15 protein-coding genes are annotated in these 24,382 nt (G+C 71.7%); 13 read left to right on the forward strand and 2 right to left on the reverse strand.

Translation table 11 applies throughout. The annotated features are described in order from the left end of the window. Nucleotides 1-81: 81 nt before the first annotated feature. Nucleotides 82-447, forward strand: coding sequence for an IclR family transcriptional regulator (locus tag ACFC09_RS07120; protein WP_376524603.1), 366 nt, complete (start codon nt 82-84; stop codon nt 445-447). Between the two features lie 128 nt (nt 448-575). Then, nucleotides 576-1,856, forward strand: coding sequence for an enolase C-terminal domain-like protein (locus ACFC09_RS07125; protein ID WP_376524604.1), 1,281 nt, complete (start codon nt 576-578; stop codon nt 1,854-1,856). Nucleotides 1,857-1,910: 54 nt separating this feature from the next. Here the strand turns inward: ACFC09_RS07125 and ACFC09_RS07130 are convergent, their stop codons facing one another. Next, on the reverse strand, nt 1,911-2,051 hold the full coding sequence (locus ACFC09_RS07130; RefSeq protein ID WP_376524605.1) for a hypothetical protein: 141 nt from the start codon (nt 2,049-2,051) through the stop codon (nt 1,911-1,913). 427 nt (nt 2,052-2,478) lie between these two features. Here ACFC09_RS07130 and ACFC09_RS07135 point away from each other — a divergent pair, with 427 nt between their 5' ends. Next, nucleotides 2,479-5,499: an alpha-mannosidase gene (locus ACFC09_RS07135; protein WP_376524607.1), complete on the forward strand. Its 3,021-nt coding sequence runs from the start codon at nt 2,479-2,481 to the stop codon at nt 5,497-5,499. Continuing rightward, complete coding sequence (locus ACFC09_RS07140; RefSeq protein WP_376524609.1) at nt 5,492-7,660, forward strand: ROK family protein; 2,169 nt, start codon at nt 5,492-5,494, stop codon at nt 7,658-7,660. The genes ACFC09_RS07135 and ACFC09_RS07140 overlap by 8 nt, the downstream gene beginning before the upstream one ends. Before the next feature lie 39 nt (nt 7,661-7,699). Here ACFC09_RS07140 and ACFC09_RS07145 read toward each other — a convergent pair whose 3' ends face one another. After that, entirely contained in the window at nt 7,700-8,953 is a 1,254-nt protein-coding gene (locus ACFC09_RS07145; RefSeq protein ID WP_376524610.1) for a glycoside hydrolase family 71/99-like protein, read from the reverse strand. Nucleotides 8,954-9,638: 685 nt separating this feature from the next. Here ACFC09_RS07145 and ACFC09_RS07150 point away from each other — a divergent pair. From ACFC09_RS07150 to ACFC09_RS07190, 9 genes are all read left to right on the forward strand, one after another. Further along, on the forward strand, nt 9,639-10,295 hold the full coding sequence (locus ACFC09_RS07150; protein ID WP_376524611.1) for a ThuA domain-containing protein: 657 nt from the start codon (nt 9,639-9,641) through the stop codon (nt 10,293-10,295). After that, entirely contained in the window at nt 10,280-11,377 is a 1,098-nt protein-coding gene (locus ACFC09_RS07155; protein ID WP_376524613.1) for a Gfo/Idh/MocA family protein, read from the forward strand. The genes ACFC09_RS07150 and ACFC09_RS07155 overlap by 16 nt, the downstream gene beginning before the upstream one ends. A gap of 107 nt (nt 11,378-11,484) precedes the next feature. Beyond that, nucleotides 11,485-14,514, forward strand: a complete 3,030-nt coding sequence (locus ACFC09_RS07160) for an alpha-mannosidase (protein ID WP_376524614.1) — start codon at nt 11,485-11,487, stop codon at nt 14,512-14,514. A 48-nt stretch (nt 14,515-14,562) separates the two neighbouring features. After that, nucleotides 14,563-15,579, forward strand: coding sequence for a hydroxyacid dehydrogenase (locus tag ACFC09_RS07165; protein WP_376524616.1), 1,017 nt, complete (start codon nt 14,563-14,565; stop codon nt 15,577-15,579). 122 nt (nt 15,580-15,701) lie between these two features. Beyond that, nucleotides 15,702-16,679 carry an ABC transporter permease gene (locus tag ACFC09_RS07170; RefSeq protein ID WP_376524617.1) on the forward strand — a complete coding sequence of 326 codons (978 nt, stop codon included), beginning with the start codon at nt 15,702-15,704 and terminating at the stop codon, nt 16,677-16,679. After that, the gene (locus ACFC09_RS07175) at nt 16,676-17,617 is read left to right on the forward strand and encodes a carbohydrate ABC transporter permease (RefSeq protein WP_376524619.1); all 942 of its coding nucleotides are present in this window, start codon (nt 16,676-16,678) and stop codon (nt 17,615-17,617) included. The genes ACFC09_RS07170 and ACFC09_RS07175 overlap by 4 nt, the downstream gene beginning before the upstream one ends. Nucleotides 17,618-17,625: 8 nt before the next feature. Then, entirely contained in the window at nt 17,626-19,254 is a 1,629-nt protein-coding gene (locus ACFC09_RS07180; protein ID WP_376524621.1) for an ABC transporter substrate-binding protein, read from the forward strand. Next, nucleotides 19,251-21,245 carry a DUF2264 domain-containing protein gene (locus tag ACFC09_RS07185; protein WP_376524622.1) on the forward strand — a complete coding sequence of 665 codons (1,995 nt, stop codon included), beginning with the start codon at nt 19,251-19,253 and terminating at the stop codon, nt 21,243-21,245. Before ACFC09_RS07180 ends, ACFC09_RS07185 begins: the two co-directional genes overlap by 4 nt. Continuing rightward, the gene (locus tag ACFC09_RS07190; RefSeq protein WP_376524624.1) at nt 21,238-24,369 is read left to right on the forward strand and encodes an alpha-mannosidase; all 3,132 of its coding nucleotides are present in this window, start codon (nt 21,238-21,240) and stop codon (nt 24,367-24,369) included. The genes ACFC09_RS07185 and ACFC09_RS07190 overlap by 8 nt, the downstream gene beginning before the upstream one ends. Nucleotides 24,370-24,382 lie beyond the last annotated feature (13 nt).

A 24,382-nucleotide genomic window follows, 5' to 3' on the forward strand; every position in this document is an offset into this window, starting at 1 on the left:
CGCGCGCGCCCCCACCGGGCCGCCCGGCCCCTCCGCGAGGCGGGCCCCGCTTGGGGCTGTGCCGGGCGGGGGGGCGGGCGCTTGGGGCCCCACGCCACCGCGCTGGGCAAGGCGGTGCTCTCCCAGCTCGACCCGGCCGAGGTGCAGCGCCGGCTCACCTGGCCGCTGGAGAAACTGACCCCGGACACCGTCGTCGACCCGGACGCCTTCCTCGCCGAACTCGCCGAGGCGCGGCTGCGCGGCTGGGCGGTGGACGACGGGGAGAACGCGGTGGACGTCCGGTGCGTGGCCGTTCCGCTCGGCGTGTCCCCGGACGGCGGGGACGCGGTGGGCTGCTCGGCGCCCCGCAGCAGGATGGGCGACGAGCGGATCGAGGAGGTGGCCCGGGCGGTGACCGAGGCGGCGCACTCCCTGACCATGCTCCTGAAACGGCTCGGCCAGCACTGACCTCCGGGCGTCCGGTGCCCCGCGCGCGCCCGAGTGCCCCGGGCCAAGGGGCCGTTGACAAACGAGAGTCGCACTCCATACGTTCGGGTGGCAGTACGTCATTCTGATACCAGAACGCCGGAGTTCGCATGGCTCAGCCAGAAGCCCGCACCCGTCTGCTCGCTCCGGCCCCCTGGGTCGAGGAGCGCGGGGCCAGGATCCGCATCACGGCCGTACGCACGTTCCTGACCGCCCCGCACGGCTGCCCGCATCTCGTGGTGCGCGTCGAGACCAACGAGCCCGGGCTCTACGGGCTGGGCTGCGCCAGCGATCCGCAACGCACCCTCGCGGTCCGTTCGGTCCTCGACGACTACCTCTCCCCGCTGCTCGCCGGACGGGACCCGGACGACATCGAGGACCTGCACCGGCTCGTCCTCAACAGCGCCTACTGGCGCGGCGGTTCGCTCACCGGGAATGCCCTCGGCGGGATCGACGTCGCCCTGTGGGACCTCAAGGCCAAACGGCTCGGCGTGCCCCTGTACACCCTGTTCGGCGGCCGGGTGCGTACCGGTGCCGAGGCGTACACCCACGTCGACGGCGCCGACGCCGAGGAGATCGCCGACCAGGTGACCGCGGCGCGGGAGCGGGGATTCCGCCATGTGCGCGTCCAGGCCGCCGTGCCCGGCTCCGACACCTACGGGGTCGGCGGCGCCTCCGATCCCGAGGCGGTGCGCGAGCGGCGCGTGCCGTGGGACTCCGCGGCCTACCTGCGCACCGTCCCCCGCGTCCTCGGCCGGGTGCGTGAACTCGTCGGCGACGAAGTGGAGTTGCTGCACGACGTGCACGAGCGGCTCGACCCGCGCCAGGCCAGGGACTTCCTGCGCCGAGTGGAGGACGTCGGCCTGTACTTCGTCGAGGACCTGCTCGCACCCGAGGACTGCGCCCACTTCGCACGGCTGCACGCCGCCTCCCCGGTGCCGCTGGCCGTGGGTGAACTCTTCAGCGACCCCCAGCAGTTCGTGGCCCTCCTGAAGGAGCCCGACATCGACTTCGCGCGCCTGCGCATCCCCACGCTCGGCGGCCTCACCCCGGCCCGGAAGCTGGCCGCCCTGTGCGAACTGCACGGGGTCCGCCTCGCCCCGCACGGCCCGGCCGACGTCAGCCCGGTCGCCCAGGCCGCCACCCTCGCGCTCGACGTCAGCAGTCAGGCGTTCGGCGTGCAGGAGGCGGCCGTCTTCAAGGAGGCCGTCCACGACGTGTTCCCCGGCACCGTGGTGGCGCGCGACGGACTGCTCGTACCGCCCGCGACGGCCGGCCACGGCGTCGACTTCGACGAGTCCGCGGCCCGCCGCCACCCCGTGCCCGAACCCCTCGGGCACGACCGGTGGGCGCTGCTGCGCAACACCGACGGGAGCGTGCAGCGGCCCTGAGTCCCGCGCCAGGAGGGCGGGGCCGGGACGGAGGTCGGCGGCGGACATCGGGGATCAGCCGCCGCAGATCCGGAGATCGTCGCGGTCGCCCGTCGGCCGGGGCGGGGCGTCGGCGCTGCTGTCGGCGGGCCGACGCCCCGGCACCGCGGCGCGGTGCGAGAAGGTACTGCGGAAGAACGTTCGGCGTCTGCGCACGGTGGGCACACCTCGGTCGGGTCGGGCGCGTGCCGGACGGGCGGCGCCGCTGCGCCGACATGTAAGTCCATCAGATTGATTTACGTCAACAGGTGCGGCAGACCCAAGTTCCGTGCGGCACACGGAGGGTGACGCGCGCCCCGACGTCCGCGTCCGCGACGACACCCGCCGCCCGCACGAACCGGACACCCCGCCGCGTTCCACCCGCAGGCTGCCCGCCCCGCCGTGCGCTCCTGTCGCCTTTCGTTCCCCGTTTTGTCAGTCTGTTTATTTGACGTGCGTCCCCGATTCGGAACCTAATTCGCCTGACGGAAACAATCGGCGACGCGCTCAACTGCAAATTCAATGCGCGCGGCACGAAGCGTTGACTTGATAACACACTTGGTTTTACATGGCCGTCACTGGCTGGACGCGAAGGGGACCCGCCATGCTTGACGAGCGCATAGCCGCATTCCTCGCCGAACGGCTGCGACCGGCCCTGTATCCGCTCCGCATCCCCCTCGATGTGAGCGCCTGGCACCTACCGGGTGAACCGGTGCCCGCGCAGGTCGCCCTGCGCGCCGACCACGAGCCGTTCGCGGTGGGCGACACCTGGGGGCGACCGGGGTCGACCTCCTGGTTCACGGTGCGGGCGACGGTGCCCGAGCGCTGGGCGGGCCGCCGCGTCGAGGCGGTGTTCGACCTGGGCGGCGACACGGTCACCCGGCCGCAGGCGCTCGTACGGGACGAGTACGGCGCACCCCTGCGGGGACTGCACGCCCCGCATCCGGACCCGGTCCTCGTCGCCGAACGTGCCCGCGGGGGCGAGGCCGTGCACCTCCTGGTCGAGGCCGGCGTCACGGACGCACCCTGCGACCCGCCGCCGTTGCGGCTGCGCCAAGCCGACCTGGCGGTGCGCGACGACAACGTGTGGCGACTGCTGCACGACATCCGGACCCTGCACCGGATCCACCGGTCCCTGCCGCGGGACGCACCGCGGGCGATCCGCATCCGCGACGCCCTGGAGCGCGCACTGGACGCCGTCGATCCGCGTGCCGTCGCCCGCACCGCCCGGGGCGGCCACGCCGTCCTCGCACCCGAACTCGGCGGCGCCGATGGGGCGCTGCCGGCCGCGTACCCGCTGGTGGCGGAGAGCCCACCCGTGCCGCTCGGCTCCCTGCCCCTGCACGAGGCGGTCCGTGCGGTCGCCCGAGACCTCAGTACACTCGCCGACCTCGCCGAGGAATACCCCGGCCTCGTCTGCGTCGCACCCGACGTACAGCACTACGCCTGGATGAAACAGCACGAGCCGCAGTTGTTCGAGCGGCTGCGCAAGATGATCGCCGACGGCACCTGGGTACCGGTCGGCGCCATGTGGGCGCAGTCCGCCACCGAACTGGCCGGCGGGGAGGCGCTGGTGCGTCAGTTCACCCACGGACGCCGCTTCCTGCGCGCCGAGTTCGGCACCGACAGCGACGGCGTCTGGCTGACCGACGTCCGCGGCGTCTCGCCCGCACTGCCGCAGATCGCGCGGGCCGCCGGTGCGCACTGGATGCTGGTCTCCCGTACCGACCGGCCGGCGCGGCACCAGTCCTTCCGCTGGGAGGGCATCGACGGCAGCGCCGTGCTCGTCCATGTCCCGGGCCGCGCGACGGACCCGCACGGCGACGAGGGCTCGCCCGTGTCGCCCCTGCGGACCCTGCACCACCCCGACCGGGCCGCGCTGGAAGAGGCCGCCCGGCTCGCAGACCCGCACGGCCCGCCGCGGCACGGACCGCGCCCCCTCACCCGGGCCTGGCACCCGACGCACCCGGCCGCACCCGGGCCGGACGCCGAACCCGCCGTGCGCGGCCCGCTCGACCTCGCCCCCCACACCGGGGAGTTCACCAGCCAGGCACGCACCAAGCGCGGCAACCGGACCTGCGAAGCGCTGCTCCACGAAGCCGAGTTGTGGTCGGCGGGCGCGGCGGTCCGCAACGGCACGCCCTACCCGTACGACGCGCTGGAGCGGATCTGGATCTCCGTCCTCACCCAGCAGAGCCACGGCATCCTCGCCGGCGCCGCCGCCGCGCGGGCCCGGCAGGACGCCGAGGACGTCCACCACGACCTCGGACGCCGACTCACCCGGCTGATCCACCGCGCGCTCGGAGCCCGCGGGGACGCGGTGGTGCACAACCCCGCGCCGTTCGCCCGCCGTGAAGTCGTCCTGCTGGAACGGGAAGCCGTCCTGCTCGAAAGGGCGGACGGACCAGGGACGGACCAGGACGGCGTCGGGCCCGCCGGTCTGCCCGCCGTCGCCCAGGTGCTCGCCGACGGCCGGTGCGCGGTGCTCGCCGAGGCCCCCGCCCACGGCACCGGAGGCGTCGGCATCGCGCTGGACGGTACGGCACCGGTCACGGCCCGGCGCACCCAGGACGGCCGGCACATCCTCGACAACGGTCGGCTGCGCGTCACGGTGGACGGCGACGGCCTGGTCCGCTCCCTCGTCGACCTGGCCACGGGACGCGACGCCATCGCCCCGGGATGGGCCGGCAACCTCCTGGAACTGCACCGTGACGAGCCCGTCACCGACCCGGCCCGCACACTCGCCCTGGGCAGCGAACGCACCCGCCGGGACCTGACCCGGGCCGAGGGGATCGAACTGGTCGCGGCCGGACCCCTGGTGGCCACCGTGCGGATCAGCCGCGGCAACGGCCGCTCGGTCTTCACCCAGGACCTGACGCTGACCGCGGGCAGCCCCTCCCTGGTGGTCGACACGGAGGTCGACTGGCGTGAACGCGACACCGCGCTCAAACAGACCTGGCCCCTGGACGGACCGGCCGGGCACAGCCGGTGCGGCATCCCCTTCGGACACACGAGCCACCCTCCGGCCGACGGAGCGGAGAGACCCCTCCAGCGCTGGATCCACGTCGGCGCAGCCCACTGGGGCGTCGGCTTCGCGAGCGACACCCCGCACGGCCACGACATCGTCCGGCGGGACCGGGACGACGGGGGCACGAGCACCGTCGTACGCCACACGCTCCTGCGTGCCCCGCGCGGACCCGACCCGTACGCCGACCGGGGAGCGCACCGCTTCCGGCACACCGTGCGGCCGGGCGCCACGGCAGGCGACGCCGTCGAGGACGGCTATCTCCTCGCGCTGCCCCTGCGTCCGGGGACGGCGGCGCCGGCGGCGGACCCCCTGGTGAGCACCGATCACCCGGACGCCGTCGTGGAGAGCGTGAAACTCGCCGACGACCGCAGCGGAGACGTCGTCGTACGCCTCTACGAAGCCCGCGGCAACGCCGTGCGCGCCGCGCTCACCGTCGATTTCGCCGTCGCGGCCGTGTGCACGACGGACCTGTCGGAGGAGAACGCCGAGCCCGCTCCGCACGCCGGTTCCCGCATTCCGCTGAATCTCCGTCCGTTCGAGATCCGCACCCTGCGGATCACCCGAGCCCAGCCCGACGAGGAGCCACCCGGTGCCTGAACCCCACCGCGCGGACACCATGACGCCGCAGACCGGTGCCACACTGCGGGACTGGGCCGCGAACGGAGGCGCTCTCGCCCTGCGCGCCCGGATCGTGCTCCTGACGGCCGAAGGCTGGCGCGACGCGGAGATCGCCCGCCGGCTGGGTGTCTCCCGGCAGACCGTGGGCACCTGGCGCCACCGCTGGCACAGCGACGGTCTGGCCGGTCTCCGGCAGCGACCGCGCACCGGCAGACCCGTCACCGTCGACGAGGCGGAGGTCGTCACCCGGACCCTGCTCGCACCCGGCGGCAGCGGTGCCAGCCGGGCCATCGCCCGCGAACTGGGCCTGTCCCACGCCACCGTGGCGGCGATCCGCCGACGCTGGAACCTCGGTCCTGACCAGCCGCTCGTCCCCCGCGTCCCGACCCGTCCGCCCCTGCCCGGCACCGACGTGTGGGTGATGGGCCTGTACGCCGACGCGGACCGCGCCGTACTCCTCGTCGGTACGCGGGCGGAGACCAGCCGTCCCGCGACCGCCGCCACGGTGATCGACGCGCGGGCGGTGGCCGGACTGGACCGGGCGCTGGACCGGCTTCGCCTGGAACCCGCCGCGAGCGACGAGGAGTTCGCCGCGTTCCTCGCCGACGCCGCGGCCCGCCACCCGGACATCGCCCTGCATGCCGTCGCCCTGTGGCCGGGCGCCGGCGGACGACCCGGCGGCTCCCCCGTCAGCCACCACGACCTGCCCGTCCGCGCGAGCTGGCGCGGCTTCCTGAACGCGCTCATCGCCCTGGACAGCACGAGCCACCCGGAGTCGTCGCGCCGGGTGTTCCTCGACCTCGTGGCGGCGCTCGAACGTCCCACGGAACCGGACGGCCGCCCGGTCCGCTGGCTGCGCGAGCCCGTCGCCGAGCACCAGAGCCGGCCGGACGGCGCGGAGCAGGCCCCGGACGCGCCCGCGTTCAGCGGGGTCAACCAACTCGACCTCGGCTCGTTCAACGAGTGCGTGGTGATCGAGACGGTGCGCCTCGCGGGCACCGTCACCCGCGGTGAGATCGCCCACCGGACCGGCCTCACCCAGCAGTCCGTGTCACGTATCGCCCGCTCGCTGCTCGACCGCGGTGTCCTCGTCGAGGACGCCCAGCGCCGCGCCACCTCCGGCAAACCGCGCACTCCGGTGCGGCTGTGCGGTACGGCGGCGCACGCGCTCGGACTGCACATCGACCCGGAGGTGCTCACCGCCGTCGTCATCGACCTCGACGGCGCCCTCGTGTGCACCTGCACGCGGGCCGTCAGCGCCGAGACCGACCCCGCCGAATTCGTGGCGCAGGCCGTCGACCTGGGCCACGAAGCACTCGGCAAGGCGCACGGCGCGGTCCGCGAGGACGGCTTCCTGGGCGTCGGCGTGGCCGTGCCCGGACCGGTCGACATCGCCTCCGGCACGGTCCTCGGACCGCCCCTGATGCGCGGCTGGCAGGATCTGCCGCTGCTGTACCTCCTGAAGGAGCACTTCCCCTGCCCGGTCCTCATCGAGAAGGACTCGCTCGCCGCGGCGGCGGGGGAGCGGTGGATCGGACGTGACCGCAGGGCCCGGGACTTCGCCTACCTCTATCTCGGCACCGGCGTCGGCTCGGGCCTCTACCTCAACGGCGACCTCTACCGGGGAGTGAGCGCGAACGCGGGGGAGTTCGGCCAGCTGTGCGCGCTCGCCCTGGACCGCGTCGCGGCGGACGGCAGGCCCGAGATCCTGCCCGAGTGCAATCCGCCCGTGTCCGTGCCGCAGTTCGCCGAGCGGCTCGGACTGCGGACGGCCGCACCGGCGCGCAGCAGCACCGCGGCGTACCGGTCCGTGGGGCGCGCGGTGGCGGCCGGTCACCCGGGCGCGACCGCGGCGCTGCGCGAAGTCGCACGGGCCGTCGGACGGGGCGCGCTGGGCCTCGTCGACCTGCTCGACATCGACCTCATCGTGCTGGGCGGCCCGTTCTTCACCGACGACGTCGCCGACTGCTACCTCGACGAGATCGGCCGTGCCGTCAACGAGTTCCCCACCGCCCGCCGCCTCAGGCGGGTCCACGTGGAACGCTCCGTGCTGAGCGCGGAGGCGGCAGCGGTGGGCGCCGCCTCCACGCTGTTCCACGCCACGTTCACCCCGCGGCTGAAGGGGCGGGAGCGGGGCTGAGGCGAAGCAGGGGGACACCCGCCCCGGCCCCGCTCGGCATCATCGCACCGGAGCGGTCGGCCGCTGCGCGGTGAGGGCGATCTGCCCCTTGAGCATCCGGCCGCCGTCACCGGTCAGACGCAGGTAGTAGTCGGACGAGCAGGCCGTGCCGTCCTCGTCGAGCGCCCAGATCCCCGAACCCGAGGGCACACCGGCCGCGGTCGTGGCCGTCTTGGCGATCTGGTTGCCCTCGTTGAACTCGTCGAACATGGAGATGTAGATGCCCTGAACACCCAGCCGCACCATGTTGTAGAACTGCCGCCACATGAAATCACCGTGCGCCCGGTGGCGCTCCTGGAGATCTCCGGGCAGGACACAGGGCTGGTAGTCGATGCCGTGCGCGTCGCAGTCCGCCTTGTCGGGCGTGTTGACGCTGGTGAAGAACTGGTCGGACTGTGCGGCACTGGAGATCCGCCCCACCATCCACGGGGAGATCATGTTGAAGGCGTGGTAAACGTCCGAGAAACCGGCGCGTGAATCGTCCGTACCGGTGCGCCAATGGGTGGGGACGCCGCCGATCACGTAACAGCCCTGGGCCTTGAACCAGTCCACGACGTCCTTGCACGGTCCCGGCTCGAAGGGCCTCGTGGAGCTGTTGAAACCGAATCCCCAAATGCACACCACGGGTTTTCCGTTCTGCCGCGCATAAGCGCTGGACGCGGTGTGTGCCTGCATTTTGGACGTCCAGTCCTCTTTGATCTGGGACTGCATGGAGGTCCAGCCGGTTACGTCGTACATGATGTAGAATTTGCGGCCGTTCGCCTCGGCGGACTGGCGCACTTTCTGCGCCATTCCGTCCCGGGTCGGCCCCTCGGATCCGAAGGGGTTGAAGCGTTGCAGGGCCGCCGTGTCGATGTTGTTCTCACGCATCCAGCGGAAATGCGTGTCGACGGTCTGCTGGTCCCAGGACGAGAAGAGTTGGGCGGGTCCACCGCCGTTCAGATTCGGATACGCGGTGGTGAAACCGCGCGAGTATTCCGACATGTCGGGCCAGGACTTGATGGTGGTGTTGGACGGCGACGGCGGCTTGCTCTTGTCCTGGCTCCAGTGCCACCAGCTGTTGATGGGGGAACCGTCACCCTGGCAGGCGAACCAGCCCTGGTATCCGACCGAGATCTTGCCGACGACATCGCCGGGCGGGCCGGCGGCGGCTGCCGACTCGGCCGCGGTGGCCCGCGGCAGGGCGGCCATGGTGCCGATTCCGGCACCGGCCGCGAGGGCGCCGCCGAGCATACTGCGTCTGGTGATCGCCATGGAGTTCCTTCAGTGGGGGTGGGGTTTTGTCGGCTGTCAGCAAACCCAGTGGCCTGCCCAACGTCAATCCCTGAAACCGAATTCTGTTGTGCAGATTCATATGCATGGCCGGAATTCTGGGGGCGGGTGAAGGTGGCGACGGAAATGGAAAATAAGTGTTCTGACACAGGGGTGGGTCGTTCGTGCGGCCGGCCCATTCCGTGGTCGTCGCACGCGGCAGGCGCGGACCATTCAGGCCGTCCGCGTCGGTCCGGAGGTCGGCCGGGAGGTCGGTCCGGTGGGCGGTCGGTTGGGCGGACGGCTCGGTTGGGCGGTCGGGTGGGCGGACGGCTCCGCGGGCCGCCGGACACCTCCCGCGCGACGGGTTGGTCCGGGTGCGGGCGCCCCGGCGGCCGCCGGGGCGCCCCCGTCGAACCGACCGGTGCCGGACCGGTGCCGGACCGATGCCGACCCGGCCGCGCCCGCCACGGCGCCCGGCCCCCGGCTCGCTCGCCGAAACGCATGACATCCGAGTTACTACAACGTATTGACAAACTTCGGCGGCGGTTCATAAGTTCACATGGCAGCACACCCGACAACGCCGGTCAGGGGCAGTTCCTGCTCCGGCCCGACCCGTCGGGCGAACACCACTCGACCCCGACCGCCGCGCCCCACCGCGCGGCGCTGATGGGAGCGTGCAATCACCTTGACCACCGACACCCGGCGGGCGCTCGTCGTCCGCGGCGGTTGGGACGGGCACCAGCCCGTGACGATCAGCGACGCCTTCGTCCCCTTCCTCAAGGAACAGGGCTTCGTCGTCGAGACCTCCGAAGACCTCGCGGTGTACGACGACGCGGAGCGTCTGGCCGCAACCGACCTGATCGTCCAGTGCTGGACCATGGGAACGATCACCCGGGAGCAGAGCGAGAACCTCGCCGCCGCGGTACGCGCGGGCACCGGCCTGGCCGGCTGGCACGGCGGCATCGTCGACTGCTTCCACGACCACAACTACCACCTGCTGACCGGTGGCAAGTTCGTCATGCATCCGCCGGGCTTCCACGACCACACCGTGCACGTGCTGCCCGAGCGCGCCGACCACCCCGTCGTCGCTGGGCTCGCCGACTTCGACGTCCACACCGAGCAGTACTGGGTGCTCACCGACCCGCACATCGAGGTGCTGGCCACCACCACCTTCCCGGCCGACGAGCTCAGGGACCGGCCCGCGGTGATGCCCGCCGTGTGGACCAGGACGTGGGGAGCGGGACGGGTCTTCGTCTCGACCATCGGGCACAAGCTCGACGACTTCGACGTGCCGGAGGTCCGGACGTTGACCGAAAGGGGACTGCTGTGGGCGAGTCGCTGAAGCCCTTGAACATCGGCATCGTGGGCGCTGGAAAGATCAGCGGCGCCTACCTCTCGACGCTGGAGCGCCTGACGTCCGTGCGGCTGACCGCCGTCACCGACCTCGACCAGAGCCGCGCGGAGGCCGTCGCGGCCCAGGTCGGGGACGGGGTGACCGTGGCGCCGACCGTGGCCGACCTGGTGGCCAGGGACGACGTGGACGCCGTTCTCAACCTGACGATCCCGGCCGCGCACGCGGAGGTCGCCCTCACGGCGCTCGCCGCGGGCAAGCACGTGTACGGGGAGAAGCCCCTCGCGGCCAACCGCAAGGAGGCCGACGCCGTACTGACGGCGGCGCGCGAGGCCGGGCTGCGGGTCGGCTGCGCACCCGACACGGTCCTCGGCACCGGCACCCAGACCGCGCGCAAGGCGGTCGACGACGGTCTGATCGGCACCCCGGTCGCGGCCACCGCGTTCATGACGACCAAGGGCCACGAAGCGTGGCACCCGGATCCGGAGTTCTACTACCAGCCGGGCGGCGGCCCCCTGCTCGACATGGGCCCCTACTACCTCTCGGCCCTGGTCCACCTGCTCGGCCCGGTCGTCAAGGTGACCGGCGCGTCCTCCCGGCCGCGCAAGCAGCGGACCATCGGCAGCGGTCCCCGCGCGGGCCACACCTTCCCGGTGGAGGTGGACACCCACATCACCGGCGTCCTCGAACACGCGGACGGGGCCCTGTCCACGCTGGTCATGAGCTTCGACGTGCGCGCCGCGCGGCTGCCGCGGATCGAGGTGCACGGCACCGAGGCATCGCTGTCCGTGCCCGACCCGAACGGCTTCGACGGCACCGTCGAGATCAACCGCGGGGACGGCTGGGAGACCCTGCCCGTGTCCGCCGGCTACCGGGACGCCGGACGCGGCGCGGGCCTCGCCGACCTGGCCGAGGCACTGTCGGCCGGGCGGGCGCACCGCGCGTCGGCCGAGCTCGCCGCGCACGTCCTGGACATCATGCTCACCCTCATGGACGCGGCGGACCAGGGCCGCGCGCTCCCGGTGACCAGCACCTGCGAGCGCCCCGCCCCGGTGACCGAGCCCGGCGACTGACCGACACCGGTCGCCGTACACCGCCACCGGCAGCCGTTGACCGAACCCGACTGCCCCACCGACCTTCGACTGCACGCATACGCTCGCAGCTACAGGAGACCCCCTTCATGCACGACGACCGGAACCTGGTCGAAGCACGCCTGGACCGCGTCCTCAGGGAACGCATCCGGCCGGCAGTCCACCCCGTCACCACCCCCTTGACCGTGGAGATCTGGTCCACCCCTGGCGAACCCGTGCCCGTGGCCGAGGGCCTGGCGGCACCCACCCGCCCCATCGCGACCGGCACCCCCTGGGGCACGCCGTGGGGCACCAGCTGGTTCAAGGTCACCGGTGCCGTTCCCGCCGAGTGGGCGGGCCGTACCGTCGAGGCCGTGCTCGACCTCGGTTTCACCCCGCGCACCCCGGGCTTCCAGTGCGAGGGCCTCGTCTACCGGCCCGACGGCACCCCGGTCAAGGGACTCCACCCCCGCAACGCGTACATCCGCGTCGGGGCGCCGGTCACCGGCGGGGAGCAGGTCCACTGGCACATCGAGGCCGCCTCCAACCCCGACCTCGACGCGAGCGGGGTGCCGTTCCAGCCGACGCCGATGGGTGACAAGGCGACCGCGGGCGACGCACCGCAGTACGTGCTCGGCGAGATGCGGCTGGCCGTCTTCGACGAGACGGTGTGGAACCTGGTCATGGACCTGGAGGTGCTCGGCGAGCTGATGCGGGAGCTGCCCCTCGACGGGGCGCGCCGCTGGGAGATCCTGCGCGCGGTCGGCCGCGCGCTGGACGCCGTCGACCTCCAGGACGTGGGCGGCACCGCCCAGGCCGCCCGGGACCAACTCGCCGAAGTGCTCTCCGCGCCCGCGGTTCCCGCGGCGCACCGCATCAGCGCCGTCGGTCACGCGCACATCGACTCCGCGTGGCTGTGGCCGCTGCGCGAGACGGTCCGCAAGGTGGCCAGGACCACGTCGAACATGACGGCCCTGCTGGAGGACGAGCCGGACTTCGTCTTCGCCATGTCCCAGGCCCAGCAGTTCGCCTGGATCAAGGAGCACCGGCCCGAGGTGTACGCCCGGGTGAAGAAGGCGGTCGCGGACGGCCGGTTCGTGCCGGCCGGCGGCATGTGGGTGGAGTCCGACACCAACATGCCCAGCTCGGAGGCGATGGCCCGGCAGTTCGTGCACGGCAAGCGGTTCTTCCTGGACGAGTTCGGCATCGAGAACGACGAAGCCTGGCTGCCCGACACCTTCGGCTTCGCCGCCGGCCTGCCGCAGATCATCAAGGCGGCCGGCTCCCAGCGGCTGCTCACCCAGAAGATCTCCTGGAGCCGGACCAACAAGTTCCCGCACCACACCTTCCAGTGGGAGGGCATCGACGGCACCCGGATCTTCACCCACTTCCCGCCCGTCGACTCGTACAACTGCGAGATGTCCGGTCGCCAGTTGGCACACGCGGCCCGCAACTTCAAGGAGAAGGGCGTCGCCACCCGGTCCCTCGCCCCGACCGGTTACGGCGACGGCGGCGGCGGCACCACCCGCGAGATGGTCGCCAAGGCCGCCCGCATGCGCAGTCTGGAAGGCGCCCCGGCCGTCGAGTGGGAGTCCCCCGCGGCCTTCTTCGCCAAGGCCGAGGCCGAATACCCCGACCCGCCCGTGTGGGTCGGCGAGCTGTACCTCGAACTGCACCGCGCCACGCTCACCAGCCAGGCGCAGACCAAGCGCGGCAACCGGCACAGCGAGTCCCTGCTGACGGAGGCCGAGCTGTGGGCCGCGACGGCCGCGGTGCGCGCCGGCGCGCCCTACCCCTACGAGGAACTGGACCGGATCTGGAAGACGGTGCTGCTGCACCAGTTCCACGACATCCTGCCCGGCTCCTCCATCGCCTGGGTGCACCGCGAGGCGCGCGAGACCTACGCGCGCCTCGCCGGGGAGCTGGAAGGCATCATCGAGCGTGCGCAGCGCGCGCTCGCCGGTGACGCCTTTGGCGCCGGACAGTTGGTGTTCAACTCGGCCCCGCACGCCCGCGGCGGCGTCCCGGCCGGTGGCGCCGCCGCGCTCACCGCCCCGGACGCCGTGGTCCCCGTCCCGCGTGAGGGAGGCGGTTACGTCCTCGACAACGGCCTGCTGCGGGTCGAGATCGACGGACGCGGGCTGGTGGTCTCCGCCTACGACATCGCCGCGGACCGGGAGGCCGTCGCGCCGGGGCAGGCGGCCAACCTGCTCCAGCTCCACCCCGACTTCCCCAACCAGTGGGACGCGTGGGACGTCGACCGCTTCTACCGGAACGTCGGCACGGACCTCACCGAGGTGACCGGACTGAGCGCCGACGGCGCCACGGTGCGGATCGAGCGGGCCTTCGGCGATTCGCGGGTCACCCAGCTCCTGTCGGTGCCGGCCGGTGACAAGCGGCTCGACATCGACACCGAGGTGGACTGGCACGAGCGGGAGAAGTTCCTGAAGCTGGCCTTCCCGCTGGACGTGAAGGCCGACCGGTACGCCTCCGAGACCCAGTTCGGCCACGTGCACCGGCCCACGCACCAGAACACGAGCTGGGAGTGGGCCAAGTTCGAGGCGTGCAACCACCGCTTCATCCACGTCGACGAACCCGGCTGGGGCGTCGCGATCGTCAACGACGCCACGTACGGCCACGACGTGACCCGCGCGGTACGGACCGGCACCGACGAGGGCACCACGACCACCGTACGGGCGTCGCTGCTGCGCGCGCCCCGCTACCCGGACCCGGAGACGGACCAGGGTGTGCACCGGTTCCGGCACGCCCTGGCGCCGGGCGCGACGATCGGTGACGCGGTCCGCGAGGGCTACCGCGCCAACCTGCCCGAGCGCCGGGTCACCGGGACCGCCGAAGCGGTCGCCCCGCTGGTGACCGTGGACGACGACGCCGTCGTGGTGAGCGCGGTGAAGCTGGCCGACGACCGCAGCGGCGACCTGGTGGTACGGCTCTACGAGGCGAACGGCGGCCGCGCCCGGGCCACCGTCTCCGTCGACGGTTTCGCCGCCGACGGCGCCGTCCTCACGGACCTGCTGGAACGCCCGCTCGCCGACACCGGGCGGCCCGGCACGGCGGACGGCACGGTCGTCCTGGCCTTGCGGCCGTTCCAGATGGTGACCCTGCGCCTGCCGCGCGCCTGACGAACCGCCGTACCGGCACGACCAGCACGTACCGAAAGGGAGCCCACCATGACAGTCCGAGCGACACGCTCCGCCCTTCCCGAGGCGGTCTGCGTGATGGACCCGGCCGTCGCCGATCACGTGCTTCCGCCGGAGTTGCGTGCACGGCTCGCGTCGCTGGTCCGGCTCGCCCCGGACCAGGTGGGCTCCGGTGCCGGCGCCGCGTTCCCGGACGCGCTCGCCGACGCGGAGGTCCTGATCAGCGGCTGGGGGTGCCCGCGCCTGACCCCCGAGGTGCTGGCGCGGGCCCCCCGGCTGCGGGCCGTCGTGCACGCGGCGGGCACGGTCAAGTCGCTGGTGAGCGACGCGGTGTGGGAACGCGGCATCGTCGTCTCGTCGGCGGCCGACGCCAACGCGGGCCCGGTCGTCTCCTACACCCTCGCCCTCGTCACGCTCGCCGCCCGGCGCACGCTGACCATGGCGGCCGGCTACTCCGCCGAGTGGCCGGACTTCGCCGGCCGATCGGGCGCCGACGGTCTCACCGTCGGCATCATCGGCGCCTCGCGCATCGGCCGCCGGGTCATCGCCGAACTCGTCAGGTCCGACGCGGGTCACCAGATCCTGCTGAGCGACCCGTACGTGACGGACGAGGAGGCCCGCCGGCTCGGCGCGCAGCGAGTGGAACTGGCCGAGCTGTGCCGCAGGTCCCGGGTGGTGAGCGTCCACGCACCGCTCCTGCCCGAGACGACCGGCCTGCTCGATGCCGAGATGCTCGCACTCGTCCCCGACGGCGGTGTTCTGATCAACACCGCCCGGGGTGCCATCGTCGACACGGAGGCCCTGACCAGGGAGTGTTCCTCCGGCCGTCTCGAAGCGTATCTCGATGTGACGGATCCCGAACCGCTGCCGTCCGGCCATCCCCTGCTGTCCCTGCCCAATGTGCTCATCACCCCGCACATCGCCGGCGCTCAGGGCAGCGAGGTGGCACGACTCGGACGGTACGCGGTCGCGGAGGTCGAACGATGGGTGGCGGGGGAGCCGCTACAGGGTGAAGTCACCCGCGAAGCGCTCCCGCGCCTGGCCTGACACACACAACCAGGAAAGCAGTATCAACCCGATGGACGCTGGATCATCGAACAAATGTAGATAAACCTTGCCAACCCGGGGACGGCCGAAGCCGTCCGTCCCCGGTGAAAGGGCGTCACGTCATGACAACGCTTGAACAACCGGCCGCCGCCTCGGCCAATGAGGACAGGCGGCCGGACAAGGGCCGTTTCCGGTTCCTGCGCCCACGTCGCCGCCGCGACATGGCCCTGTTCTGGTTCCTGATACCGGGCATAGTGGTCCTGCTGCTGTTCCACTACATCCCGCTGCTCGGCAACGTCATCGCCTTTCAGGATTACCAACCTTACATCGGTATCATGCACAGCCGGTGGACAGGGTTCGACAACTTCTCCGTCATCTTCAACGGTGACCAGCAGTTCGTGCACGCGCTGATCAACACGCTGGAACTGACCCTCATCCAGGTCGTGTTCGTCTTCCCCGCGCCCATCCTGCTGGCGCTCGCGCTGAACAGCCTGGTCAGCGAACGGGTCAAGAAGTGGATACAGAACGTCCTGTACCTGCCGCACTTCCTGTCCTGGGTGGTCGTCGTCTCCCTCTTCCAGCAGATGCTGGGCAACGACGGCATGCTCAACCTGTTCTTCCAGGCACACGACATGGGCACCTGGAACATCATCGGCAACCCCGATCTCTTCAAGTCGCTGCTCACCTCCCAGATCATCTGGAAGGACACCGGCTGGGGCACGATCCTCTTCCTCGCCGCGCTCTCCCGCGTCGACCAGAACCTGTACGAGGCATCCGCCATGGACGGCGCGAGCCGCCTGCGCCAGACCTGGCACGTCACCCTGCCCGCCCTGCGCGGCCTGGTGATCCTGCTGCTGATCCTCCGCCTCGGCGACGCCCTGTCCGTCGGCTTCGAGCAGATCCTGCTCCAGCAGCAGGGCGTCGGCCTCGACAACAGCGAGGTCATGGACACCTATGTCTACAACCACGGCCTGGTCGGTGGGGACTGGGGCGTGAGCGCCGCCGTCGGTCTCGTCAAGGGAGTCGTCGGAGTCGTCCTTGTCCTGGGCGCCAACAAGATCGCCCACTTCTTCGGCGAGGAAGGCGTATACCGCTCATGACCACGCTGTCACCCGCACACCCGGTACGCCGCAAGCCGCGCAAGTCCTACAGCGCGGTTCCCGGGGAGACCCCCGGCGCCCTGCCGTGGCGCGCTTTCAAGTCACTGATCCTGCTGATCTGCGTCGTCCTTGTCCTGCTGCCCTTCCTGGCGATCGTCTCGACGTCGCTCGCCGACCCCGTCCAGGTCACCAAGGCCGGCGGCTATGTCCTGTGGCCCGACCACGTCACGTTCGACTCCTACAGCGCGCTGCTCTCGGGCGGCCTGGTGTCCAAGGCGATGCTCGTCAGCGTCGGTGTGACCGTCGTCGGCACCGCCCTCAGCCTCGTCTGCTCCATCACGCTGGCGTACGGACTCAGCCGCCCCGGCTCCTTCGGGCACAAGCCCGTGCTCATGCTGTTGCTGATGTCGATGCTCTTCGCGCCGGGTGTCATCCCCAGCTATCTGATGGTCAAGCAGCTCCATCTGATCAACAGCTACTGGTCGCTGATCCTGCCGACCGTGATCAACGCGTTCAACGTGATCGTGCTGCGCTCCTTCTTCATGAATCTGCCCCAGGAGCTCATCGACGCGGCCCGGATGGACGGCGCCTCCGAGCTGAAGATCCTCACGAGGATCATCCTGCCGCTGTCCAAGGCGTCCGTCGCCGTCATCGGACTCTTCTACGCGGTGACGTACTGGAACGCGTTCTTCAACGCCTTGCTGTACATCAACGACGCGTCGAAGTGGCCCATGCAGATGGTCCTGCGTACCTACGTCGTCAACAACTCACAGCTCAGCGGCGGCCAGCTGAACGTCGCGGCCGGTGCGGTCCCGCCTCCGACCCAGTCGCTCCAGGCCGCGATCCTGGTGCTGTCGATCGTGCCCATCGTGATCGTCTACCCCTTCCTCCAGCGGCACATGAACAAGGGCGTGATGGTCGGGGCGGTGAAGGGATGAACACGAGCATGAACCCACGTCTGAGCCGTAGAGGTTTCCTCGCGTCCGCCGCCGGTGTCGCGGCCGGCCTGACGCTCGCGGGCTGCGGGGACTACCGCCCGCCCTCGGCCGGCAAGGCCAACGCGACGGCGCAACTGCCCTCGTACATCCCGTACAAGGGTGTTGAGACATCGATGCCGTCGAGTGCCGACGGTGTCGCCGCCGGCTATATGAAGTACCCGGCGAACCCGGCAAAGGCATTCCCGGACGGCCCCCCTGCCAAGGGGCCCGCCATCGACATCATGACCCTGATCTTCAACCCGGTGCCGCCGCCGCTGAACCGCAACGTCATGTGGCAGGCCCTCAACAAGAGCGTCGGCTGCGACCTCAACTTCCAGATCACGCCCGTCGGCGACTATCCGGCCAAGTTCGCCGTGACCATCGCGGGCGGCGATCTGCCCGACGCGATGCTGATGCTGCCGCCCAAGAGCAACACCGCGGCCACTCCGGACATGCTGGACACCCTGTGCGAGGACCTCACCGAGCACCTGTCGGGCGACAACATCCGGGACTACCCGTATCTCGCCAACATTCCCAGCGCTTCCTGGGCTCCCTGTGTGCGCAACGGCGGGATCTACGCGATCCCGATGCCGCGGCCGCTCGCCGGAGGTCCCAACTACACCCGCCTCGACCTGATCAACGAGCGGGGACTCGACCCGAATCCGAAGTCCTGGGACGAGTTCGCCAAGCTGTGCAAGGACGTGACGGACCCCAAGAAGCAGCAGTACGCCCTCGGCGACAGCGTCACCGCGTGGAACTTCGTGATGCAGATGCTCCGGGGGCCCAACAACTGGGCCGAGGAGAACGGCAAGTTCACCTGGTACTTCGAGACCGAAGAGGCCAAGCAGTCCCTCGACGCGGTCCGCCAGCTCACCAAGGCCGGTGTCATGCATCCCGACACGTACACCGTCCTGGGCAAGGCCAAGGACTGGTTCGGCACCGGTCGGACCGTCATGAACCCCGATGCGCCCGCGGCGTGGAACGACTACTACACCACGTACGCCCCGGCCACGAAGGGCTTCGACGTGGGCTACATGCTTGCGCCGGGCTACGACGGCGGTCGCGGCGGCCAGTGGGCGGGCTCGGCCAACTACGCCACACTCATCCTCAAGAAGGCGCCCAAGGCGCGCATCAAGCAGATCCTGCGCGCGATGAACGCCCTGGCGGCTCCCTTCGGCACGGATGCGTACCTGCTGCGCAAATACGGCGTCGAGGGCCCGGACCACACGCTCAAGGGGACCGACCCGATCCTCACCCCGCAGGGCCAGTCCGAGGTGTACCTGCCCACCATCTTCGCCACGGACGCGCCGTTCACCCTGTATTACCCGCAGAAGCCGGAGATCGTACCCACGCAGTACGAGTTCCAGACGAAAGCCGTCAAGGAACTGATCCCCAACCCGGCCGAGCCCCTGTACTCGCCGACGGACTCCCAGAAGACCCTCCTCATGCAGACGACTCTGGACGACACCCGCAAGGGCATCATGCAGGGGCGCCTCCCGCTCAGCGAGTGGGACGACGCCATGAAGACCTGGCGCAAGGAGGCCGGCGACCAGATCCGCGCCGAGTTCGAACAGGCTTGGGAGGCCCGTCAGTCATGAACCGCACCCCCGCCGAGGACCGCGCCCACTGGGAGCGGACCGCGGACCGGCTGCTGCTCGCCGTACGGCCGCACGCCACGGACCGGCACGCCCTCATCCGGCTGCCGGGAGTGCCGAGCAGCAGCGGCGAGCACAGCGACGGGCTGGAGGGTTTCGCCCGCACCTTTCTGCTGGCCGGTTTCCGGCTGGCGGGTGCGGGCGGCAGCGATCCGCACGACCTGGCCGGCTGGTACGCGGCCGGCCTCGCCGCCGGCACCGATCCGGACAACCCGGAACGCTGGCCCACCTTCGCCGAGCGCAACCAGGCCAAGGTCGAGGCCGCGTCCATCGCGCTCGCGCTGCACGAGACGCGGCCCTGGATCTGGGACCGCCTCACCGACCGGGTGAGACAGCAGGTGCTCGACTGGCTCGCCCCGATGGTCGGTGACCCCATGCCGGGGAACAACTGGATCTGGTTCCAGGGCGTCACCGAGGCATTCGCCCGTACCGTCGGCGGCGACTGGCGCCAGCAGGACCTGGACCGGGTCATCGGGCTGACCGACGGCTGGTACGCGGGGGAGGGCTGGTACTCCGACGGGCTCACCGGCGGGGAGCGGCGCAACTTCGACCACTACAACGGCTGGGCCATGCACCTGTACCCGCTGTGGTTCTGCCGCATCCTCGGCGACGCCGCGCCCGACGGGCTCCTCGACCGCTACCGGGACCGGCTGCGCCGCTTCCTCGCGGACCAGCGGCTCCTGGTCGGCGCCAACGGCTCCCCGCTGATCCAGGGCCGCTCGCTCACCTACCGGCACGCCGCGCTCGCCCCGCTGTGGACCGGCGCCCTGTTCGACGCCACCCCGCTCGCGCCGGGCGAGACCCGGGCCATCGCGAGCCGGATGCTCGACCACTTCACCGGCCACGGCGCCACCGACGCCGAGGGACTGCTCACCCTCGGCTGGCACCGGCCCTTCCGCGGCATCCTCCAGGTGTACTCGGGGCCGGCCTCGCCGTACTGGGCGAGCAAGGGCTTCATCGGTCTGGCCCTGCCGCCCGACCACCCGGTGTGGACCGAGCAGGAGACCCCGCTCCCCGTCGAGCAGGGCGACTTCCACCGCGCCCTGACCGCGCCCGGCTGGCTGGTCTCCGGCACCGCCGCGGACGGCGTCGTACGCGTCGTCAACCACGGCGGGGACCACGCCGACCCGGCCCGGCCGCACGCGGACGACCCCTGCTACGCGCGGTTCGCCTACTCCACGCACGCCGCGCCGGAGACCCCGGGCGACCCCACCGCGAGCCCCGGTTCGTGCGCCGACGCCGACCCGCTCGACAACGCGGTGGTGCTGCTCGACGCGGCGGGCCGCGCCTCCCACCGGCGTCCGGCGACCAGGCTCTCCATGGACGGCGCCACGGCCGTCTCGCGCTCCCGCGCGCACTGGCCCGAGGACGCCACCTGGGATCCGTTCGGCGGTCCCGCCACCCGGTACGCGCTCGGCCCCTGGATCACCGTCGGTTCCGCGTTGCGCGGCTCGGTCGAGGTGCGGGCCGTACGCGTCGACCCCGCCTCCGGCGACGACGCGGCCGGAGCCGGACACGTGCTGCGCGTCGGCGGCTGGGCCCTGGCCGTCGATCCGGGTGCCGCGGTCGCGGCCGGAACGACGGAGGGTGCCACCGCCCGGGTCGCGGGCGCCGACGGGCTGGTCTCCGTCGTCGTCGGCGCACAGGGACTGCCCGGCGCCGCCGTGCTGACCGGCACCGACAGCAACGCCCTCGGCGCCGCGTCCGCCACCCCGGTCGTCGCGACCGACGGCCCCGTGACCCACGGCGCCGCCCACGTCGCCCTCGTCCACCTGGGCGGCACCGACCCCGCCGCCCTGCCCGAGGTCAGCACCCGCGCCCTGGGCAGCACCCTGCTCGTGGAGGTGGCCTGGCCACAGGGCGCACGGGACACCATCCGACTGCCCGCCCCCGATCCCTCGTACGACCCCTGGAAGGACCAGCTCCGTGCATGACGACCGCCGGATCATCGAGGCCCGGATCCGCAAGCTGCTGGACCGGATCATCCGTCCCGCTCTCTACAGTGCCGCGCGTCCCTTCGAGCTGAGCGCCTGGTTCGTCGACGGCGAGCCGGTTCCCGTGGCCGACGCGCTGGGAGCCGACTACACACCCTTCACCGTGGGCGAGACCTGGGGCGGCCCCTGGTCGACGACCTGGCTGCGGGCGAGCGCGGAGGTCCCCGAGGAGTGGGCGGGACGGCGCGTCGAGGCCGTCTTCGACCTGGGCTTCGACCTGACCAAGGGACCGGGCGGCCAGGCGGAGGGCCTGGTCCACGACGCGCAGGGCGCGCCGTTGCAGGGCCTGCACCCGTACAACCGCAGTGTGCTGCTGGCCGGCTCCGCCACCGGCGGCGACCGGGTCGACCTGCTGATCGAGCTGGCCGCCAACCCGCCCATCGTCGGCAGCGCCGGGCTGCACCTGCACCACGGCTCCCTGGAGACCGCGGGCACCGAGCACATCTACCGGCTGGAGCAGGCCGAGATCGCGGTGCGCGAGGACGACGTGTGGCACCTCGTCCACGACATCGAGGTGCTCGACGAGCTGATGCACGAACTGCCCGTCGGTTCCTCCCGGCGCCACGAGATCCTCTACGCCCTGCGCCGTGCCGCCGACGCCGTCGACCCGGCCGACGTGGCGGGCACCGCCGCGGCGGCCCGGCAGCGGCTGGCCGATGTGCTGTCCCGGCCCGCGCACGCCTCCGCGCACACCGTCTCCGCCGTCGGCCACGCCCACATCGACTCGGCGTGGCTGTGGCCGGTCCGGGAGACCGTGCGCAAGTGCGCGCGTACCTTCACCAACATGACCACGCTGGCGCAGGAGTACCCCGAGCTGGTCTTCGCCTGCTCCTCGGCCCAGCAGTACGCGTGGATGAAGGAACAGCGGCCGGAGGTCTTCGCCCGCATGAAGAAGGCCGCGGCCGAGGGGAACTGGGCGCCGGTCGGCGGCATGTGGGTCGAGGCCGACGGCAACCTGCCCGGCGGGGAGGCACTGGCCCGCCAACTCGTCTACGGGCGGCGCTTCTTCGCCGAGGAGTTCGGCGTGGAGCAGCACGGCGTATGGCTGCCCGACTCGTTCGGGTACACCGCCGCCTACCCGCAGCTCGCCAAGCTGGCCGGCGCCCGGTGGTTCCTCACCCAGAAGCTCTCCTGGAACGAGACGAACAAGCTGCCGCACCACACCTTCGCCTGGGAAGGCATCGACGGAACGCGGATCTTCACCCACTTCCCGCCCGTCGACACCTACAACGCGTCCCTCACCGCGAGCGAACTCGCCCACGCCGAGACCAATTTCGCGGACAAGGGAGTGGCCAGCCGCTCGCTGGTCCCGTTCGGCTACGGCGACGGCGGTGGCGGCCCCACCCGGACGATGCTGGAGAAGGCCCGCCGCCTGCGCGACCTCGAAGGATCGCCCAAGGTCGTCGTCGAGGCACCCGACGCGTTCTTCGCGGCGGCTCGTGCGGAACGCGACGAACTCCCCGTATGGCGGGGTGAGTTGTACCTGGAGAACCATCGCGGCACCTACACCAGCCAGGCCCGTACCAAGCGCGGCAACCGGCGCAGCGAGGCGCTGCTGCGCGAGGCCGAACTGTGGGCCGCCACCGCCGCCGTCCAGGCCGACGCTCCGTACCCGTACGAGCACCTGGAATCGATCTGGCGGCGCGTCCTGCTCAACCAGTTCCACGACATCCTGCCGGGCTCGTCCATCGCGTGGGTGCACCAGCAGGCCGAACGCGAGTACGGGGAGATCCACGCCGAACTCGGCACGGTGATCGCCGACGCGGTCGGCCGGCTGTCCGCGGGGCCCGCGCTCCTCAACGCCGGGCCGTACGCCCGCCGTGAGGTCGCCGTCCTGCCCGCGGACGGAGAATCCCCCGCGTTCCCGGGCGGCCAGTCCTTGTCGGACGGGCGCACCGCCGTCCTCGCCGAGGTCCCTGCGCTCGCCTCGGGCGGCACGGTGGACACGCCCCGGGCGGCCGTCACCGCCACGGCCCGGGACGGCGGCTTCGTCCTGGACAACGGCGTGCTGACCGTCGTCGTGGACCGGCGCGGCCTGATCACCTCGGTGTACGACCACACCGCACGCCGGGAGGCGATCGCCCCCGGTGCCGCGGGCAACCTCCTCCAGCTCCACCCCGACGACCCCAACCTGTGGTCGGCGTGGAACATCGACTCGTACTACCGCGACACCGTGCGCGACCTCGACGAGGCCGAGTCGGTGACGCTCGTGGACGAAGGGCCGCTGCTGGCGTCCGTGCGGGTCGAGCGCGCCGGCGGATCCTCCCGGTTCGTGCAGCACATCGAGGTCACCGCGGAGAGCCGTCAGGTCACGGTCCGCAATGACATCGACTGGCAGGAACGCGACACCGTCCTGAAGGCGGCCTGGCCGCTCGATGTGCACGCGGACCGGGAGAGCGCTGAGATCCAGTTCGGCCATGTGCAGCGGCCCACCCACGAGAACACCAGCTGGGAGGCGGCACGCTTCGAGCTGTGGGCGCACCGCTGGGTGCACGTGGGGGAGCGGCACTGGGGCGCCGCCCTGCTGAACGACTCCACCTACGGGCACGACGTGCGCCGTGACACCCGGGAGGACGGCGGCACCACCACGACCGTCCGGCTCTCCCTGCTGCGGGCCCCGCACAGCCCCGACCCGCAGGCCGACCGCGGACGGCACAGCTTCAGCTACGCGCTGCTCGCCGGCGCCGGGATCGAGGAGGCCGTCGCCGGGGGCTACGCGCTGAACCTGCCCCTGCGACCCGCCCCGGCCGCGGCCCGCGCGCTGGTGGCGCTGGACACCACCGATGTGGCGGTGGAGTCGGTGAAGCTCGCGGACGACCGCAGCGGCGACGTCGTGGTCCGCCTGTACGAGGCGTGCGGCGGCGCGGTCTCGGCGCGGCTGACCACGGGTTTCCCGCTCGCCGCCGCCCTCGACTGCGACCTGCTGGAGCAACCGGAGCGGGAGCTGGGACGCACCGCGGACGGCGCGTTCGTCGATCTCGCGTTCCGGCCCTTCCAGATCCGCACCCTGCGACTGCGTCCCGCCGCGGCGGAGACGAAGTCACCTGACCGGGCGGGCAGTTGAGCCGGGCGGGCCT

This window comes from Streptomyces sp. NPDC056161, assembly GCF_042268025.1.
In the GTDB taxonomy this organism is placed as follows: domain Bacteria; phylum Actinomycetota; class Actinomycetes; order Streptomycetales; family Streptomycetaceae; genus Streptomyces.

Excerpts from the sequence above, each read along its gene's own strand:
- ACFC09_RS07125 (WP_376524604.1), top strand. The coding sequence starts at position 576 with ATGGCTCAGCCAGAAGCCCGCACCCGTCTGCTCGCTCCGGCCCCCTGG.
- ACFC09_RS07135 (WP_376524607.1), top strand. The coding sequence starts at position 2,479 with ATGCTTGACGAGCGCATAGCCGCATTCCTCGCCGAACGGCTGCGACCG.
- ACFC09_RS07145 (WP_376524610.1), bottom strand. The coding sequence starts at position 8,953 with ATGGCGATCACCAGACGCAGTATGCTCGGCGGCGCCCTCGCGGCCGGT.
- ACFC09_RS07160 (WP_376524614.1), top strand. The coding sequence starts at position 11,485 with ATGCACGACGACCGGAACCTGGTCGAAGCACGCCTGGACCGCGTCCTC.
- ACFC09_RS07165 (WP_376524616.1), top strand. The coding sequence starts at position 14,563 with ATGACAGTCCGAGCGACACGCTCCGCCCTTCCCGAGGCGGTCTGCGTG.
- ACFC09_RS07170 (WP_376524617.1), top strand. The coding sequence starts at position 15,702 with ATGACAACGCTTGAACAACCGGCCGCCGCCTCGGCCAATGAGGACAGG.
- ACFC09_RS07175 (WP_376524619.1), top strand. The coding sequence starts at position 16,676 with ATGACCACGCTGTCACCCGCACACCCGGTACGCCGCAAGCCGCGCAAG.
- ACFC09_RS07180 (WP_376524621.1), top strand. The coding sequence starts at position 17,626 with ATGAACCCACGTCTGAGCCGTAGAGGTTTCCTCGCGTCCGCCGCCGGT.
- ACFC09_RS07185 (WP_376524622.1), top strand. The coding sequence starts at position 19,251 with ATGAACCGCACCCCCGCCGAGGACCGCGCCCACTGGGAGCGGACCGCG.